Origin of the sequence: Clostridium sp. DL-VIII, from assembly GCF_000230835.1 — a bacterium.
Taxonomy (GTDB): domain Bacteria; phylum Bacillota; class Clostridia; order Clostridiales; family Clostridiaceae; genus Clostridium.
Map to the genome: position 1 here is coordinate 2,749,583 of NZ_CM001240.1, position 19,096 is coordinate 2,768,678.

The 19,096-nt window shown below is 35.0% G+C and carries 20 protein-coding genes and 1 pseudogene; all 21 read left to right on the plus strand.

Annotation, left to right across the window (positions count from 1 at the left end; translation table 11 throughout):
- Nucleotides 1-1,106 precede the first annotated feature (1,106 nt).
- Nucleotides 1,107-2,540 carry an MFS transporter gene (locus tag CDLVIII_RS12585; protein WP_009169822.1) on the plus strand — a complete coding sequence of 478 codons (1,434 nt, stop codon included), beginning with the start codon at nucleotides 1,107-1,109 and terminating at the stop codon, nucleotides 2,538-2,540.
- A 141-nt stretch (nucleotides 2,541-2,681) separates the two neighbouring features.
- Nucleotides 2,682-3,434 carry an SDR family NAD(P)-dependent oxidoreductase gene (locus tag CDLVIII_RS12590; RefSeq protein WP_242835909.1) on the plus strand — a complete coding sequence of 251 codons (753 nt, stop codon included), beginning with the start codon at nucleotides 2,682-2,684 and terminating at the stop codon, nucleotides 3,432-3,434.
- Between the two features lie 353 nt (nucleotides 3,435-3,787).
- The gene (locus CDLVIII_RS12595; RefSeq protein ID WP_009169824.1) at nucleotides 3,788-4,486 is read left to right on the plus strand and encodes a DUF4405 domain-containing protein; all 699 of its coding nucleotides are present in this window, start codon (nucleotides 3,788-3,790) and stop codon (nucleotides 4,484-4,486) included.
- 299 nt (nucleotides 4,487-4,785) lie between these two features.
- The gene (locus tag CDLVIII_RS12600) at nucleotides 4,786-5,346 is read left to right on the plus strand and encodes a flavin reductase family protein (RefSeq protein ID WP_009169825.1); all 561 of its coding nucleotides are present in this window, start codon (nucleotides 4,786-4,788) and stop codon (nucleotides 5,344-5,346) included.
- Between the two features lie 130 nt (nucleotides 5,347-5,476).
- Nucleotides 5,477-5,620: a hypothetical protein gene (locus CDLVIII_RS31765; RefSeq protein WP_207636829.1), complete on the plus strand. Its 144-nt coding sequence runs from the start codon at nucleotides 5,477-5,479 to the stop codon at nucleotides 5,618-5,620.
- 272 nt (nucleotides 5,621-5,892) lie between these two features.
- Complete coding sequence (locus tag CDLVIII_RS29890; RefSeq protein WP_242835911.1) at nucleotides 5,893-6,498, plus strand: flavodoxin; 606 nt, start codon at nucleotides 5,893-5,895, stop codon at nucleotides 6,496-6,498.
- A gap of 285 nt (nucleotides 6,499-6,783) precedes the next feature.
- The gene (locus CDLVIII_RS32525) at nucleotides 6,784-6,915 is read left to right on the plus strand and encodes a hypothetical protein (protein WP_278245919.1); all 132 of its coding nucleotides are present in this window, start codon (nucleotides 6,784-6,786) and stop codon (nucleotides 6,913-6,915) included.
- Nucleotides 6,916-7,180: 265 nt separating this feature from the next.
- Nucleotides 7,181-7,366, plus strand: a complete 186-nt coding sequence (locus CDLVIII_RS12610) for a hypothetical protein (RefSeq protein WP_035301770.1) — start codon at nucleotides 7,181-7,183, stop codon at nucleotides 7,364-7,366.
- A 16-nt stretch (nucleotides 7,367-7,382) separates the two neighbouring features.
- Entirely contained in the window at nucleotides 7,383-7,691 is a 309-nt protein-coding gene (locus tag CDLVIII_RS31990; RefSeq protein ID WP_050816263.1) for a flavodoxin, read from the plus strand.
- A 274-nt stretch (nucleotides 7,692-7,965) separates the two neighbouring features.
- On the plus strand, nucleotides 7,966-8,880 hold the full coding sequence (locus CDLVIII_RS12620) for a prolyl oligopeptidase family serine peptidase (RefSeq protein WP_242835913.1): 915 nt from the start codon (nucleotides 7,966-7,968) through the stop codon (nucleotides 8,878-8,880).
- 349 nt (nucleotides 8,881-9,229) lie between these two features.
- Nucleotides 9,230-9,991, plus strand: a complete 762-nt coding sequence (locus tag CDLVIII_RS12625; protein ID WP_009169829.1) for a flavodoxin — start codon at nucleotides 9,230-9,232, stop codon at nucleotides 9,989-9,991.
- A gap of 229 nt (nucleotides 9,992-10,220) precedes the next feature.
- A complete protein-coding gene (locus CDLVIII_RS12630) occupies nucleotides 10,221-10,862 on the plus strand; it encodes a carboxymuconolactone decarboxylase family protein (RefSeq protein ID WP_242835915.1) in 642 nt (213 codons plus the stop codon).
- Nucleotides 10,863-11,163: 301 nt separating this feature from the next.
- Nucleotides 11,164-11,577, plus strand: coding sequence for a cupin domain-containing protein (locus CDLVIII_RS12635; RefSeq protein ID WP_035302260.1), 414 nt, complete (start codon nucleotides 11,164-11,166; stop codon nucleotides 11,575-11,577).
- 13 nt (nucleotides 11,578-11,590) lie between these two features.
- A pseudogene (locus tag CDLVIII_RS12640) lies at nucleotides 11,591-11,885 on the plus strand (flavodoxin family protein); the annotation flags it as partial.
- 177 nt (nucleotides 11,886-12,062) lie between these two features.
- A complete protein-coding gene (locus CDLVIII_RS29300) occupies nucleotides 12,063-12,563 on the plus strand; it encodes a flavodoxin family protein (RefSeq protein ID WP_050816264.1) in 501 nt (166 codons plus the stop codon).
- 101 nt (nucleotides 12,564-12,664) lie between these two features.
- Nucleotides 12,665-13,141: a flavodoxin gene (locus CDLVIII_RS12650; protein WP_009169833.1), complete on the plus strand. Its 477-nt coding sequence runs from the start codon at nucleotides 12,665-12,667 to the stop codon at nucleotides 13,139-13,141.
- A 34-nt stretch (nucleotides 13,142-13,175) separates the two neighbouring features.
- Entirely contained in the window at nucleotides 13,176-14,141 is a 966-nt protein-coding gene (locus CDLVIII_RS12655; protein ID WP_009169834.1) for an aldo/keto reductase, read from the plus strand.
- A 212-nt stretch (nucleotides 14,142-14,353) separates the two neighbouring features.
- The gene (locus CDLVIII_RS12660) at nucleotides 14,354-15,136 is read left to right on the plus strand and encodes an aldo/keto reductase (RefSeq protein WP_035301771.1); all 783 of its coding nucleotides are present in this window, start codon (nucleotides 14,354-14,356) and stop codon (nucleotides 15,134-15,136) included.
- 1,191 nt (nucleotides 15,137-16,327) lie between these two features.
- Nucleotides 16,328-18,220 (plus strand): beta-glucoside-specific PTS transporter subunit IIABC, encoded by a 1,893-nt coding sequence (locus CDLVIII_RS12665; RefSeq protein ID WP_009169835.1) that lies wholly within the window; start codon nucleotides 16,328-16,330, stop codon nucleotides 18,218-18,220.
- A 362-nt stretch (nucleotides 18,221-18,582) separates the two neighbouring features.
- Nucleotides 18,583-18,924, plus strand: a complete 342-nt coding sequence (locus CDLVIII_RS32530) for a carboxylesterase family protein (RefSeq protein ID WP_009169836.1) — start codon at nucleotides 18,583-18,585, stop codon at nucleotides 18,922-18,924.
- A 40-nt stretch (nucleotides 18,925-18,964) separates the two neighbouring features.
- On the plus strand, nucleotides 18,965-19,096 hold a 132-nt coding region (locus CDLVIII_RS32535), incomplete at its 3' end, for a carboxylesterase family protein (protein ID WP_278245928.1).

Consider the following 19,096-nt stretch of genomic DNA (forward strand, 5'->3'; position numbering starts at 1 on the left):
TGTAATAAGGACAAAGTTCTTTACAGTCCGCTTCGCGCGATGGAACGTAGCAAATTTTGCAGAGTTTAGCGCAATTCTTTTTATTACATAGGAAACGAATCTGGCAGTTTTTTCTCAAAGAACATGGAAGCTTAGTTCTAGATACTTCTCTTTTAGGAAAATAGCGATATTTTTAAATTTCTTTTGCAACAGTGCTAGGGTGTTTTTTAATCTTTCTAGCTATAGAGGCAAAGGATTCACCACCTAATAAACCTTTCTCAATCATAATGTGTTGAGTTGTTATTAAGTGAAAATATACTTGACTTCAGGTCATTCGAATGTGATACGGTAATCTTTAAAAGATTTCATGTTTTATGATGTGGGAGTGTTTAATCAGTGTGAAAATGCAATGATGTATTAATGGCATTTGATCTTTGAGAGAATATACACCCATTGTTAAAAATTCTTTCTGTAGAATGGAACTATGAAATACTACATTAACCAACTCCATCTGAGCATGTACGTTCATTTTTAAAAGCTGTTTCGCAGGTTTTTGAATTATAGGAATAAAAAATAAATTAGGTTAAAAGTCCACGTTGCAGTTGCATCATGGGCTTTTAACTTGATTGTGTTACAACCTTTAGGTTTTTACTGAAGAACTTATTGAAACTTCTGGTAAGTCTCAAATTTATTTATAATAAAAATATAAAAAACCTAGTGAGAGAATAGAATGGTTAACTTTTTCGGAAATGTTTAAATGAAAAAATTCTTGACTTAGAGTTAATTATCAAGCATAAGATAATTGTATCGCATATAAGAGTATATGGTAAATATTTATGATAAATTAAGGAGGAAAATTGTGAACTTCAGTATGTATATTCAGAACAGGAATTCAAGAAGGCAGGGGTGGAATTAGTTATATTTGATAAGGTTCAGCTTAATCCGCTTAAAGAAAAAGTAATGGAAAGTGCTGTTTTTGTAAAAGAATGGCATAAATTTCTAATACATAAAATCAATTCATAGGAGGTGCTTATCAAAACAAAGATTATATAACCTTGCACACACAATCGACATTAATTTAATACAAACCCGCTTGCGTAAGCATTTCCAATTTGGTAGGAAAAGTAATGGGTCATGAGATGGTGGAAGCTAAAAAGCTTAAAACATGTCAGATTTCTGCATGCCAGCTTAATTTCAAAAGCATGAAAGCACAGATGGGACAGCCGATATTAAACAATACCTCGCCTCGCAATAGAAAAGCACTATTTAGAAAGGAAGTTTTATATTTGAAAAAGCAATCTTACTTAGAGCCTTTATGGACAAAAAATTTTATTTTACTTTTGGTTGCCGCTGTTTTTATGTACATTGCAACATTTATGTTTACTCCGACTTTGCCATTGTTCGCACGTAGCATAGGAGTTATTGATCCTTCAGTGGGGGGGATTATCATCTTAGTCTATACTATAGGTTCTCTTGTTCCGCGAGTAATATGGGGGAATCTTGCTGATAGTTGGGAACGTAAAGCAGTATATCTTATTGGTGTCATAATAATGGCTGCAGCCGCACCTTTTTTTGGTTTGTTCGTGTCTTTGCCTGGAATTTTTATCATACGTTTGATTCAAGGCGTTGGTTTTAGCGCGTCTTCTACTGCTGGTAGCACTATGGCTGCAGATTTGGTGCCTGCTTCCAGACGAGCAGAAGGCATTGGATTTTATACTCTGGCAAATACCATCGGCATGGCGCTTGGACCTGAATTGGGACTGCATATGCTACAGCAACATGGTGCATGGTGGCTATTTGGAGCTGGCGCGTTAGCAGGAATAATCAGTTTAGGAGTTTGCATGTTATTGAATTACGAGAGAAAGCGAAGTTCTGTTCAGTCAGGTTTTATTTCAACACATGAGGCTATCCATGATATTACTGCTACACCGGCAAAATCGCTATCCTCTAAATGTAGTATATTATTCGAAAAGAGTGTGTTAACTACTTGTTTGGTGGTTTTATTCACAATTATGCCATATGGCGCTATCATGGCATATATTGCTAGTTATGGTATTGATCGTGGCATCAGTAATATAGGTCTGTATTTTTCTGTGTTTGCTTTAGCACTGTTTGTAGTCCGCTTAATGGTCGGACGATTATCAGATAGTCATGGTGTAACTGCGGTTATGATTCCTGGAATTGTGCTGATGTTTAGTGGATTGGTTGTACTTAATTGGGCTGAAAGCTTTGCTATTTTCATGGTGTCGGCAGTTTTGTTTGGCTTTGGGTTTGGCGTGGCTTTTCCTCTGTTGCAGACCACGGCGTATATGCTTTGTCCAGAAAACCGACGTGGCATTGCCAGCGCTACGCTTTTTTCCACTGCGGACTTGGCATATGGGTTTGGAGCTGTAGTCTTGGGAGTGGGAATTAAATACTTGGGATATGAAACAGCATTTGCTGGATTAACTATCTTTGTGGTAATTGCATTAATTTCTTATGTGATCTTTCTCTATCCTCGGCTTAAGTCTTACTATAATAAGGAAACTGGCGTTGGTACAAAAAAATGTTGTAAAAATTAATAACAGGAGGTTTTGAAAATGAAAAAGCACATATTAAGCAAATCTATTTTAAAAGAAAGAGAGGTGATAATATGCCTACGTGGTTAATTACTGGTTGTTCAAGCGGTTTCGGCCGTAATCTTGTTCAAGCTGTACTGAAACATGGGGATAATGCAGTCATTACTGCAAGGAGGCTTTCAACTTGTAGATTCCTATCCTGATACAGCATTAGCTATCCAATTAGATGTGACTAACCTCAAGCAGATTACTACTCAGGCGGTGCAACAAGCAGAGGCTCGATTTGGTGGAATGGATGTTCTAGTTAATAATGCAGGACATGGTTATCGTGCTGCTGTAGAAGAAGCAGATGAAGCAGAAGTAGATGAACTTTTCGCCACAAACTTCTTTGGACCTGTAGCACTGATTAAGGCTGTATTACCTGGAATGAGGACTAGAAGACATGGTACAATCGTGAATATATCTTTGATTGCCGCTCGTACTACTGCACCTGGATCTGGCTACTATTCGGCAACGAAATGTGCACTTGAGGGACTGTCAAGAGGTCTTCAGAAAGAAGTCAGTCCTCTTGGTTTATCGGTGATAATTGTTGAACCGGGTGCATTCAGGACTGATTTTGCCGGCCGCTCATTGCAGCAATCTCAAATCGCTATGACTGATTATGCAAAAACTGCGGGACTCCGTCGAATAGAGAATGATACTACAGATGGTCATCAGATTGGTGATCCAGCAAAGGGAGCACAGCTTATTATTAAGGCTGTCGAAGCTCAGAATCCACCTTCTTTACTGTTATTGGGAAGCGATGCAGTTCAAGTAGTTAGCGATGCACTTGATGCAGATCGTGCTGAACTGGAAGCTTGGAAAAAGGATAGTATTACCACAGATTTCCTGAATTAAGTGAATTCTCATAGATATTTGGTAACGAATACTGAAATAAATTAATTTAATAGAAATTATATAACATTAATTAAATTCTTAATTGCATTTAATTGAAAAGTGCAGAGGGGTTTTATCATATATTTTGATAAGAGAAGATATTTTATCAATTGGAGTAAATTCTAAGTGATAAAATGTTTTTTAAAAGAACGATTAATAGTTTAAATAAAATATGGTGTAAGTTATGCTTACATGGCATTTTAAAGTGTAGAAGGGAGGAAGAAAATATCGAGGTCTGCATATCTCGATGTTTTTCTATGTAATAGTTAAGAATAATAATGATTATATTACTTAACATAATAGGGGATGAAAGAATGACAGCAAAGCTGAAATTTAAAATTACAATTGATATTTTATTAACTGTGCTACTACCAGTTCTTATGGCCTATGCGCTAACAGGCCAGAAAGTACATGAATGGATTGGAGCGGTGATGTTTGCAGCGTTTATCATCCATAATGTCCTAAATGCCAATTGGTATCTAAATTTATTCCGAGGAAAATACACACCGCAGCGAATCTTGCAGACTGCTATCAATCTGATGGTGTTTGTATCTATGATTGGATTAATGATTAGTGGCATTATTATGTCACGCTATGTGTTTTCTTTTCTGCCCATAAATGGAAGCGCATCCTTTGCACGGGAACTGCATATGATGTCAGCGTATTGGGGATTTGTTTTAATGTCTTTGCATCTTGGTATGCATGGAAACATGATTAAAGGTATAGTCAGTAAGTCATCTGGAATTCAGTCGGGTTCTCGTCCATATAAAGCAGTACTTTCATTGATGGAAATTACGATTTCCTATTATGGTTTATATGCCTTTATTAAAAATGATATAACCTCTTACATGTTTTTGAAAAACATATTTGTATTCTTTGATCCTAATCAGCCAGTAATACTATTCTTTGCTGAATATATAGCTATGATGATGTTATTTGCATGTGTTGCATATTATTTTTCAATGCTTTTACAGATATATACCCGCAAAAAACATCAGAAGAGATATAAATAGCATTTGGATGAGCCAAGGTACTTGCACTTATAACAACTCCATACGCAAAAGGGCTTTTCCAGGAAGGAATTGTTCAGATCAGTGCAGAAACAATGGAAGTTAATTTTACTTTATAGGAAGCTAGTGAAATGTCTTTGCGTACGGAATTATTACGAACGCAATAATGGGGATTTTCGAATTAGATATCTAGTATCCTATTAAACAACTATTATATAGTCATAACAATATAACTACCTGTTACTGTTAATGCAGCATAAAACTATATATTAAAAATTATAAAAGAAAGAAGGATAAAAGAAATGAAGAAAGATTTTGGAATAAAAACAATCGTAACACCATTACCAGTATTAATCGTAGCTACTTATGATGAGAATGGTATACCAGATGCAATGAATGTTGCATGGGGAGGACAGTGTGGAGGAAAACACGTCGCATTGAATCTTTCTAAACATAAGACAACGGATAATCTGCAGCTGAAAAAAGCATTTACCGTAAGCTTTGCAGATAAAAATAATCTGGTTATTGCAGATTATTTTGGTCTTGAATCGGGAAAGGATACAGACAAGATTACAAAAGCTGGGGTTCATGTAACAAAGAGCATCCATGTAGACGCTCCAATCATTGATGAATTCCCATTGACTTTGGAATGCAAGGTTGTCAGCATGAACGAAGAACTTGGAGAATTAAGAGTAGTTGGTGAAGTAGTAAACATGAGTGCAGAAGAATCAATCATTGATGAAAATGGCAATATTGATTTTGATAAATTACAGCCACTTTCATTTGATTCTGCAACGGGTTCCTACCGTATACTTGGAGAAAAAGTTGGAAATGCATTTAAGGATGGAGTAGTATTGAAATAAAGACAGGTAATCCTGGCACTGATGAGAACAAAATATTGTTCTTCTGGCACACTGATTCAGAAGTAATAGAGCGTATGGCGGTGATGGGAAATTATCAGTTTAAGTAAGAGAGGAGAAAACTATTCAGCAGATGGAATTTACCGTTGTTCTATTGAAGAAAATAAAGATGACTTCCATTGTAGATGGAAACGAAGTGGAAAATCTATTTGTTGTAACAGAGGTTTATACAATAAGTGAGGATAGCATTCTGGCATCTATGTCTTATACAAAGTGAAAAAACTAATCCACAACGTCTTATGTTAAGTATAGTAAAAAATATTTAAGAAAGGAAAAGTATAATGAATTTTTACTATATGTTCATTATACAAGGTGAGTAACATGAAAAATCGTATTTTTGTTCTATTAGGTTGTTTCCTGCTCCTGTTTATGTTTTTTGGATGTACCTCAAACGGCAGTGGGGAAACAGCAGTCAACGCTTCAAAAAACAGTGGTACGGAATTATCGGTATCTGGAAGCAGCTCCACAGCCGAAAATAGTTCGTCCGATATGGTAAGTGGGAGGGAGGAACAAACCTCGTCTTCGGCTACTAAAAAAATCATTGTGGTATATTTTTCAAGAGTCGGCAATACAAACTTTAGCGATAATGTTGATGTAATATCATCGGCGAGCTTGAATGTTGGAAATGATGGCTTGATTGGTAGTACGGAAATTGTTGCAAAGCAAATTCATGATCTTGTTGGCGGGGATCTTGTAAATATTCAAACGGTTCAACCTTATCCAGCTGACTATCATGAAACTGTACAACGAAATGTTGATGAGTTTAACGCTGGATTTAAACCGGAACTAAAAACTAAGATAGAAAATATGGATTCATATGACACCGTATATATTGGTTATCCCACATGGGCAATGAACATTCCAAGACCTATAGCTTCATTTTTATCAGAATATGATTTCAAGGGAAAAACGATCATACCTTTCAATACAAATGGAGGATATGGATTGGGGGAAACTGTTAATTCTATCAAGGCGCTTTGCCAAGATTCCACCATACTTGATGCTTTTCAAATGCCAGGTGCAAATGTAAGAGATGCACAAGAGGTACAAAGAGCTGTATCTGAATGGCTGAATAAAATTGGAGTCATGAAATAAAAAATTAGAGGTATGAGAACTAGTGGCTCAAGACGTAATTAAGCCAATATTTATTTTTAATATAAATACAATTCTTTTATATTAAAAATATATATTTTATGTGGGCACGGAATTAAGTCTTGAGACACTGGTATTCTTTGTACACATTCTCAAAGTGATGGATATGGATGGGATATTGCAATTAAAAGCGATAATGTTCGTGCAATTGTGGCTCTTGAGCCGGCAACCTATGAGTTTTCAAGATGAGAAGCACCAGAGGAAATTCCTAATCTTTACACTGGTATTATGGGCGGAAAATTTGAAACAGTCATTATATCTGATTGGAGCTTTGAAAAACTTACCGAGATTGTAATTATTATTTATTTTGGTCATGATCTTCCAGAAGAAGTATCTATTTCTATTCCCCAGGATTTCTAGAGAGCTTTTAGAGAGATGGCATATGAGTGGCATATGTTGCTAATAAATATGGCGGAGATGTAGCGGTTGTTGATTTTCCGGCTGAAAGAATTAAAGGAAATACTCACTTTATTATGCTGATTTAAATATTTTACAAGTTGCAGATGATATTTCCGCAGGGCTAAAAAAGAGGGCATTGATAAAAAGAAGTAGGCATTTAGAAACATTAGAGCGTATGGCAGTGATAGGGAAAATTATTAGTTTAAATAAGAGAGGATAAAACAAAATGAAAGAAGTAGGAGAAAATAATTCAGCAGATGGATCTACTGTTGTTCTATTGAACAAAATAAAAATGACTTCCATTGTATATGGAAACAAAATGGAAAATCCATTTGTTGTAACAGAGGTCTATACAATAAGTGAGGATAGCGTTAAGCTAGCATCTATGTCTTATACTAGGATCTTATATTAAGGAAGGGAAAACATATATGAGTTGTAAAAAAATATTAGTCACATATCTTTCGATATTTTCATCGAAGGATAAATTTACAGAAAGGTTCGCGAAAATTATAGATGAAAAGACAGGTGCAGATCTGGTAGAAATTGAGTCTGTAAAAGCATACCCCGGATTGCATTCTGAGTATCCACAGATAGAGGCTATTGCCAAACATGAAAAAGATGCAGATGAACGACCAGAAATAAAAAATCAAATTCCTTTTGCAGATTATGATGTGATTTTTGTTGGATATCCAATATGGTGGTACACACTTCCACAGACTATGTTTACATTTTTTTGACAAATATGATTTTAGAGGTAAGACTATTATTCCTTTTAATACCCATGAGGGAAGCGGTGGCTGTGGAACGTATGAGACAATTAAAGAGCTTAAGCCTGATGCAACTGTGCTCAAAGGATTGCCAATTCGTGGCTTTGATATGGCAAAGGATCAAACCAAAGTAATTACAGATTGGATTCAGGGACTTGATTTATGAAAGGAGGTAACATACAGGCATAGTATCCATTAGTGCATGGAAATAAGGAGTTGCGTAATAATTTAGTAGTTATAGAGATTGGAAAGAAATATGGAAAATAGAAAAGTTATTTTGATTGTAATATTACTTCTTTTGGGCTTCATAGGCGTGGGATACTTGTTTTTATTTCATGATTCACGAAATAAAACTAATGAGAATGTAAGTAGTGAAAATAGAAAGGAATACAATAAAGAACCTGTGAGTGAAGAAAAAAATCCCGTAGAGGAAGTTAATACGGAAGGAATAAAAAAGTACAAAAATTTTTTACTAGACAATGTACTTCATTCGCAAACAAACGGTGATATTCATTATAACGTGTATATTCCTGAAAGCTATGATGGAAGCGAGTCATATGCATTATATTTTACACTTCCAGGTTATGAAGGATTATATTTTCAAGGTGTTGGCGTAAATCTGGGTGCGGAGAAATTTGGATTCGAGGCACAAAAATATAATTCGAATATGATTATTGTTGCACCCCAGCTTGAAGACTGGGGTGAGAAATCAGCTGACCAGACAATTGCATTAGTAGAATATTTTCTTAATAATTACAATATTGATCAAACAAAAGTATATGTCAACGGTTATTCAGGAGGTGGAGAAACCATGTCTATCGTGTTAGGAAAAAGACCGGATTTATTTACAGCATATCTGCATTGCAGTTCAAGATGGGATGGAGCTTATGAACCAGTCGTTAATAAACGTATTCCGGTATATTTTGCAGTAGGTGAGAATGATGATTATTATGGTTCAGGGCCAACAAAAGAGGCATATCATAAACTGCATGAATTATATGAAGCACAGGGAATGACAGAAGAAGAAATCAATCGGTTATTAGTACTTGATGTGAAAAATCATGATTATTTTGTACAAAGGGGAGCTGCTGATGAACATGGTGGCGGTGCACTGTTTGCTTATGACAAAGATATCATGGAATGGCTGTTAAAAAAATAGATTTTTAAAATTCACGATGTAATTGCTTCGTGGATTTTTTGTTCATAAAACTAGTTACAACCTTTGGGTTTAAGCTGAAGAACTTATTAAAACTTCTGTTAATTCTCAAATTTATCTATAATAAAAATGTAAATATATAACTAGTGACGAGATAGTAAAATAGTTAACAATATTATTAAGTACGATTTGCGCAATACTGAAATTAGGGATAAATATTTTAAAAGAATAACCGTTTAAAAAATAAATCAAATAAAAAGTCCACGTTGTATTTTGCTTCCTAGATTTTTTTAGGGAGGCTTAAGGATGAAAGAACGATTTATTAGATATTAAGAGGAGTGTGTTAAATTATATGAAAAAATTATTTGCTTTTGTGATGACCTGTGTTCTTTTATTAAGTTTTGTTGGGTGCAGCAAAACAGGTGCATCCTCTGCTGACAATTCAAAGCTTGATTCATCTGATACCGCAAAGAACGATACAGATGGTGCGTCCAGCCAAAGTGAAGCATCTAAGGAATCTACTTCATCTAGCAAAACTACTGCCCCTACTGAGAAAGACTCAAAAACACTTGTTGTTTATTTTTCTATGCCAGAAACCACAGATCCGAGCAATATGACCAAGGAGGAAGACAACAGTACTGTGGTCATTGATGGAAAAGTTTTGGGAAATACACAGTATATGGCTTACGTGATTCAGGAGAATACAGGTGCAGATATTTTCCGCATTGAGCCTGAAACACCTTATCCTACTAATCACGCCACTCTTGTAGATTTAGCAGCAGAAGAACAGGATAAAAATGCGCGTCCTGTAATCAAATCTCATATTGACAATATAGAACAATATGACACTATTTTCTTAGGTTATCCCAATTGGTGGGGAGATATGCCGATGATTGTATACTCTTTTCTTGACGAATATGACTTGTCTGGTAAAACTATTATCCCATTTAACAGCCATGGAGGCAGTGGATTCTCAAATACCATCAGTACTATTGAGAAGCTTGAACCTAATGCAACAGTAAATGAGAAAGGATATACGGTATCAAGAAACAAAGTTGAGGAGGATGCACCGAATATTATTTCCTGGTTAAATGATTTAGGATATGCAAAATAACTAGCATAAAGGGAGAAGAATTCTTGTTTAAAGTAATAAATATAAAAGAGAGAGGAAGATAAGAATTTTTGGTTTAATTTTTTATTGAGAAAGGGAGAAGAAAATGAAAAAATTAATAGTAATGATTTTATCGATTTCACTGCTCGTTTCGGTGAGTGGATTTTCAGGCAAAGCGACAGAAGCGGAAGTAAACAATAGGTTTAAAACACAAGCAACAAATAACCAAAGCTTGAGTATCAAGCAACAGAGTATAGTTACAATCGCAGCGTTTACTGCTAATGGTGATTTAGAAAAACTGAAAATAGCTTTGAACGAAGGGTTGGATGCAGGTTTAACTGTAAATGAAATTAAGGAAATTTTGGTGCAGATGTATGCATATGCAGGATTTCCACGTAGTCTGAATGGTATTAATACTTTTAGAATTGTCATGGAAGAACGGGAGCAAAAAGGAATAAAGGACGAGGTTGGTAAGGTAGCAAGTCCATTGCCTTCCAATAAAAGCAGCATAGAACTTGGAACAGAAATTGAGGCTAGCCTGACAGGAATGCCAGCCGGTAGCGGAAATACTTTTGTTCCCGTTATTGATGATTTTTTGAAAGGACATCTTTTCGGGGACATATTCGGAAGAGATGTACTAGATTTCCAAAGCAGAGAGATAGCAACCATTTCGGCGTTATCAAGTATTGATGGTGTCAATCCACAGTTACAGGGGCATTTTAACGTTGGGTTTAATGTAGGACTGACTGAGGCACAGATGAGAAACATAATATCTGTACTTGAAACAAAAGTTGGCAAGAAACAATCTGATAATGCAAGCGGGGTTCTGGATAAGGTTTTAATTAGCAGAGCAGCTAATGCTACAAATAAATAATCTAATTCGTGTCTAGTAATACCAAATCTAAAAAAGCTTGGAAAATTAATGTTTGCGGATTTCATGTGAAAACAAATAAAATCTTTATAAGAATGGAAGAAAAATTATGAAGAAAATAAAAGATTTATTAGTATTAGTAATTACTATGATAATTGCTGTTAGCTTAGTATCTTGTAATAATAGCCAAAGAAGTGCAAGTAGTCAGGAAAGCTTCACACAAAAGGAAATTAAAACTACCGATACTAATGATAATGCTGATAAAGGAACAAAAGAAGCTAGTTCAACTGCCAATGAGGAAAATGTGAAAGATTTAAGTGAAGGTGTAATTTTCCCAAAAGGTGAAAAAAGTACTGATACGGAACATTTTGTTGGGGAAGAATGGGTTGAAATGTTGATATCTAATGATGAGAATTTTAATTGCCCTACATTTAATGTGACTTTTAAACCAGGCGGAAGAAATAGTTGGCATAAACATCCAGGGGGTCAAATTCTGCTTGTTACTGGAGGAGAAGGATATTATCAGGAAGAAGGAAAGCCAGTACAGATTCTTCATGCAGGAGATGTAGTAAAGATACCTCCGAATGTTAAACATTGGCATGGTGCAACACCTAATAGCTGGTTTACACATATTGCGATGTTGCCTAATATTGAAAAGGGGGGAGTTGAATGGCTAGAACCTGTAACTGATGAAGAATATAATAATTTAACAAAATAGAAAAATATTAAATTTAAAACCTGCAGCGTATGTTATATCGGCAAGAAGAGCAGGAACAACTGCAACTTATAATCAATTAAATAAATATTTTGTTTTAATGCAGATGCCAATTGTTTCGTCACAGTATTGGAATATGGTTCACGGTGTTACTTCCTGAGCAAGTAAAACAGGATATAGAAGGACTTCAGACTATGAGAACTTTAGGAAGAAATATGACATTTTTCTTAAAATGTAAGGAAACTGGTCTAAAGATCGGTGCAAAGATGCCAGAGCGTGAAATAGGGATATTCACTAATTTTATAAGATAAACATACGATGTCATAATATATTGTGAGAATTTACCAAATAAAGTGAAATCATCGAACAAGTATGTAAAATAGATACCTGATGCAGATGATAAATATATAGATAGAAAGAGGAGTGACAGTCATGAAAAAATATTATTTATTACTACTACACCTACAGTCGGAGGTAACGGTGATACATTGATCGAAGCCGCTATGGAAGCGGCGAAGGAAAAAGGATCAAAAGTTCAAAGAGTAGATGTGAGGGATAAGAATATCTGTTCGTGCAAAGCTTGTTATAAATGTAAAGATAGTGGTAAATGTGTACAAGAAGATGATTTTTCTCAATTACTAAATTTAATACACGAAAGTGATGGAATTATTGCTGAAGCACCAATCTATTATAACTGCATGGCTGCACAGGCTATTACAGTAATTGATCGTTTTTGCTGTACATTTAGCTGTCCTTCCTATCAACTTGGTTTAAAGAAAAAGGTGGGGATTTTGTTGACCTGTACAGGGTCTTCAACTGAAGAAATGAAACGTCATGTTAATAATATATTAACGCTTCCAAGCCTTCAAAGATCCATTGAAGAATTTAAAACAGAAGTGTTTACAAATTGTGGTTCTGCAGATTCTTGTTTACACAATAAAGAATATTTGCAACACGCTCGTATGATTGGAGAATGGGTTACAGAATAAAATATACAGCTGCAGATATTGTGTGTTGGAATTTCAACAATACTAAATGTATAAAATACATCTATATTAAAAACAAAGAAAAAGAATAGGAGAGGATAGAGATGGTAAAAAGTTTAATTGCATACTTTTCAGACTCCGGAAATACAGAAGTAATAGCAAATATAATAAATGATAAGGTAAAAGGTGATTTGTTTAAAATTGATACAGTAGAAGTGTATCCAACTAATTATCATGAAGTAGTTGAAGTGGCTAAGAAAGAAAAAGAAATTAACAGTAGACCGAAACTATCAACTAAAGTAGAGAATATGAGTTCTTATAATGTAATATATATTGGCTTTCCAAATTGGTGGAGCACAATGCCGATGGGTGTATTTACATTCTTAGAATCATATGATTTCTCTGATAAGATTATTATTCCATTTTGTACCCATGGAGGAGGTGGAATGGGTAACAGTCAAGTGGACATAAAGAAACTTTGTTCAAAATCAAATGTTTTAAGAGGATTTTCAATTAGTGGAGGTAGCGTGAGTATGTCAGAAGAAGTATCAAGGTGTCTCCAGAAATTAGGAATGATTTAATAAATAAAAGATAGTGAAAGGTCGGGATTAAAAAATGAAAAAACGTAAATTAGGAAATAGTAATCTTGAGGTCTCTGGAATTGGTCTAGGATGTATGGGGATGGATCATGCTTATGGACAAGCAGCAGACCGTGAAGAGATGATTCGATTGATTCGCAGGGCAGTTGAATTAGGATGTAACTTTTTTGATACAGCTGTTGTTTACGGTAAATCCAATGAAGAGTTATTAGGTGAAGCATTAGCGCCATTGAGAAATCAAGTTGTTATTGCTACAAAATTTGGTATTACTGGCCAAGAAATTGTTGATGGAAAACCTCAAAATATCTTAGATAGTAGACCTGAATCTATTAGAGAACAAGTAAAAGGGTCTTTAAAAAGATTAAAGGTTGATTGTATTGATTTATATTATCAACATAGAGTTGATCCTAAAGTAGAACCTGAAGTTGTTGCTGGAGTAATAAAAGAATTAATCGCTGAAGGAAAAATCAAAGCATGGGGATTATCAAATGCACCAATCGGTTATATGAGACGTGCTCATGCAGTATGTCCATTAGTGGCTATTGAAAATCAATATTCAATGGTGTGGAGAGAGCCAGAAAAAGAATTGTTTGATTTATGTGAAGAATTAGGTATTTCATTTGTTGCTTATAGTCCTTTAGGTAATGGATTCTTAAGTGGTAAGTATACAAAGAATACAAAATATCAAGAAGGTGACTTCAGAAGTTTCATGGGAAGATTCAAGCCTGAAGTTATGGACCATAATCAATCATTATTGGATTTAATCTCAAAAGTAGCTAAAAGTAAAAATGTAACATCAGCACAAATCGTATTAGCTTGGGAATTGGCTCAAAAACCTTATATTATTCCGATTCCTGGTACAACCAAAATGCATAGGTTAGAAGAAAATCTGGGAGCTGATAATATAACATTAACGGAGGAAGAATTAGCTAGTATTAATGAAGCTTTATCTAAAATTGATATAGATGAAACACATTTTTAATAAATTAAAGAAATTTTTGCATTAGCAATTTAAATTAATATTTGTAACACAGGTCGAAAAAATTATAAAAGCAGTCTACTTCGAGTTACTCAAATGTATTATAGTGATAATATAACAACAAATTCAGTTGTGCAAAGATAGTTCTGCTTAAGTTAAATAACGAAAAGCAGAAAAAATTAGAATAAAGGAGAAATTAGTATGGAGTATTTCAGATTCCAGATCAAAAAGAATGTGAAAGATGTGTACTAGATGCAATAGAGGTAGGTTATCGTCTAATCGATACAGCACAGGCTTACGGTAATGAAGAAGCTGTAGGTAACGCTGTTAAAAAATGTGGTGTTCCAAGAGAAGAATTATTCATCACTACAAAGGTATGGATTGCTAATGCTGGATATGAAAATGCAAAGAAATCTATCGAAGAATCATTAAAAAAACTTCAATTGGATTATTTAGATTTATTATTAATCCATCAGCCATTTAATGATTATTATGGAACTTATCGTGCAATGGAAGAACTATATAAAGAAGGAAAACTTAAAGCAATAGGTGTAAGTAACTTTTATCCAGACAGATTAATCGACTTAACTAAGTTCAATGAAGTTGTTCCAGCAGTAAATCAGGTTGAAACACATGTATTTAATCAACAAGTAAAGGCTCAGGAAGTAATGAAAAAGTATGGCGTTCAGATTCAAGCTTGGGCACCTTTTGCCGAAGGGAAAAACAACCTATTTAGCAATGAAATATTAAAAGAAATTGGAGATAAATATAGTAAGTCAATTGCACAAGTTGCTTTAAGATATCTTATTCAAAGAGGAGTATCAGTGCTTCCTAAATCGGTTAGCAAGGAAAGAATGATACAAAATATTGACGTATTTGATTTTGAATTAACAAAAGAGGATATGGATTTGATTGCTGCTTTAGATAAAGGCGAAAGCTTATTCTTCTCACATTATGATCCACAAACAGTTGAATATTTAACAGGCTTAGTAAGATAAAATTAATGCGTATATAGTAAGAACTATCTGATACAATCGGGTAGTTCTTACTGCATAATATATATATAATGGAACTTAAAGACAAAGTAGAAGCTCATAGTAGTTCTTCTATATCCAGAAAAGGAAGAAGTAATGTCAATTAATCTTGTTTGGACTAAGGAATAAGTAAAAACTCCCAAATACCAAAAGATAATATCTTTAAGAGCTAAAAGTTATTATTAGGCTGAAATTACATTTATACAATATCTAAATTAATTTATCTTACAGTGAGTGGCTTTTCTATATGTTAAAACGGCTGTTTTTTTATTAAGGACAAGCATTATACTATCCCAATAGCGACGACTGTCAGACAGCCTTGAAATAAAGAGCTTGTAGTTGTGAGTTTAAAATACAAAACTTACCATCATAAACAAAGTAACTTTATAAAAAATATTTTTATTCTGAAATAGCTCTGATATAACTTGTGAAAAATTATGTAAGATAACAAAAAATATATCCATTCAAAAGCCTACATGGATGATTATATCTGTGTAGGCCTTTTTCAGTTCTTAAAAATTTTTTTACGGATAATATGTATTTCCTGCAACTACGCATTAAGAACGTATGGATGGAAATTTCAATGTGTTTGATTTTGTGCTGGGATGGTGAGATGAAAGCGATTGTTGCACTGGATGAAGGGAAAAGTTTGTTTTTGGCTCACTATGATCCGGGGATAGTTGAAAGGCTGATCAGCCTGCGAAGATAAGTAAGTGTATTAATGAATGTTCTAACGTTTTGGTTGGAACCGCCGTAGCTTTTTTCTCGTTCCAAATCAAGACTTTTTGTATTAAAATAATTGTATCAAGGCAGTTGCTTTTGTAATGAAAAGTCGCTGATTGAGTGAGTACTATTCAAAGAGTGGAAGAAATTGAGAAGATTTTTAAATTAGAAAGTTTAATGGTAAGTAGCAAGTTGCAGCAGTTGGTGGAGAAAATATCCATTAAACATATCGAAGCATCAAATTAAATCAGCTCCTAATAAGAGATGGGGAATTTAAGCAAACATATCCGGGACTGATAAAGTAGTATGTAGGATAAGAAAACGTTATATTCATAAGGTGAAATTCAAATTATAAGGAATGCGGCGCGTAGCTTTTTTTAGTTTGGATTTTCTTTATATAATAATAAAATCATGAACAATGGAGGAATTTACATGGATTATTCAGTAATTGCAAAAAAAATCCTGGACAAAGTGGGTGGCGAGAAAAACATCATAAGTGTTACACATTGTATGACCAGGCTTCGTTTTGTATTAAAGAACGAAGAAATGGTAAGTGATGATCAGATAAAAGCTATTAAAGGGGTAGCTGGAGTGATGAAAAAAGCCGGTCAATACCAGATTATCATAGGGAATGATGTGGCAAAATGTTACCAGGAACTCTTAAAACTTGGGAACTTCAAGGACTCTTCAAATGGAAATCCGTTGAATAAGCCGAAACAGAACCCAGTGATGGCGATTCTTGATGTAATATCGGGTTGCATGGCACCTATCATACCAGCAATCATTGGAGCAGGTATGATTAAAGTTTTAATTATTATTATGGGATTCTTTGTGCCTGATACTAATCAGACCATGCAGCTTTTAACGGTTATGGGTGATTGTGCTTTCTATTTTATGCCTGTGCTTATTGCATATTCTGCAGGGAAGAAGTTTAACACGAATCCATATATGGTGGCAGCAGTGGCAGGTGTGCTTTTACATCCGAATTTCATTGCACTCCTTAACAATGCAACAGGAGGTGTGTATTTTCTTGGAATTCCTGTAACGTCGGCCAGCTATTCGTCTACCATCATTCCGATTATCTTAACAGCATGGGGGATGTCCTATATTGAAAAGCTGGTGGAGAAGATTACTCCATCTGTAACTAAGAATTTTTTAAAGCCTGCATTGATTTTACTTATTTCTGCACCAGTAGCATTTATTATTTTAGGACCTCTTGGTTCTCTTATTGGAAATGGTCTTGCAGTAGTAGTACTTGGTATTCAGAACCATGCAAGTGTTGTGGCCATGATTATAATGGCATCAGCTATGCCGTTTATTGTTATGACAGGCATGCATTGGGCATTTATACCAGTGACAATGGCAGCATTAGCAACACCAGTTGGGGAGTCTCTTATGCTTCCGGCTATGTTGATAAGCAATTTGGCACAAGGATCTGCCTGTATGGCAGTAGCATTGAAATCTAAAAACAGTAATATGAAACAGATTGCATCTGCATCAGGATTTTCTGCGTTGCTGGCAGGAGTGACAGAGCCTGGCTTGTATGGAGTGAGTATTCCGCTTAAGAGGCCTATGGCAGCAATCTGTATAGCTAGCGGTATTACCGGTGCCTTTGCTGGATTTGTAAGGCTCGCAGCACATGCGTTTGCAACACCTTCTATAGTGTCGCTTCCGCAGTTCCTCAGTCCTGAAAAATCCAATAATATTGTGATGGCATTTGTGACAGCTGGAATTGCTATTGTACTTTCTTTCGTGCTTACATGGTTTATGGGATTTGAGGATCCGGTAGAAGTAGAGGAAAATGATAAAACAGAAGATTTGAGAGAACAGACAGATGCAAAAAAAAAGAAATTGGATACAGAAAATTTAATTGAAGGAAACACTATATATTCTCCTGTTTCTGGAAAAACAATTCCCTTGAGTCAGGTGAACGATGCTACCTTTTCTACAGAGATGATTGGAAAAGGATTCGCCATTATTCCCAGTGAAGGAAAGGTGTATGCTCCATTTGATGGGGAAGTGGCAGCAATTTTTGCAACCAAACATGCCTTGGGTCTTAAATCAGACAACGGCATAGAACTGTTGATTCATGTAGGATTAGAGACTGTAAGTTTAAATGGTAAGCATTTTACTGCTCATGTAAAAAATGAACAGAAAATCAAAAGGGGCGATTTGATGCTGGAGTTTGATCTAGAAGCAATAACAGAGGATGGATATGAAACGGTTACACCAGTCATTGTTAGTAATACGGCAGATTATTCAGAAATTATATCCCTGACCGACAAGGATGTCAAGGCTCTGGAGCCAGTAATGAAGGTAATGTAAGAGAGGAAATGAAGATTAATATAAGATTTTGGAAAAGACTTTTATGGGGAGACATAATATCGGCAAATCAGTGTGAAGGCGATGGAAATTGATTTTTATCAACAATATAATGGAGATATTTATTAGTTACTAAAATAGATTCCAAAGTGTTTTGTACGTTCGTTGCCTAGAATCGCATTTCTCCCAATGGTGATAATGAAATACCACCTAAAGCTTTATAAAAAGGTGATAGACTAAAACATGGAGTGTTTGATTAGATAGGATAATGGGCATACTTCATGAATCGTGCTAACCTTTAAAAATGTCTGTTGAAAAATAATTTGGAATTATTTATATGTTAGAAGAAGGGATGGATACAGTATATGAAAAGAAAAGGTTTGATAAAAGCATGTATCTTAGGAATATCATTTATATTGCTAACCGGATGTGCGAATAATACACAAACGAAGGCAGAAAGCCAGAGCGAGGCATCAGCGGATGAAGTAAAAGCCGTATCACAGGCATTTGTAGATGTATCTGCAGGCACATTGATGGGATATAAGGAAGGAAATGTCTATAATTTTAAGGGGATTCCATATGCTACAGCGGAACGATTTAAAAATCCTACCCCGATTACTTCCTATGAGAATAATTTTCATTCAGCACTTACTTATGGGGAAGTTTTCACCACAGGACAGAACGCTTGCAAGCACTGGGCATGTTAACCCATATGAATTTTTTACACCTTCAAATGGAACGGCGGACATGGTCGGCAATGAAAACTGCCAGTATTTGAATGTATGGACGAATAATTTAAAAGAAGACAAGCCAGTTATAGTCTTTTTTCATGGCGGAGGACTGAATAATGGTGCTTCCAGTGAGCTATCCTTCTATACG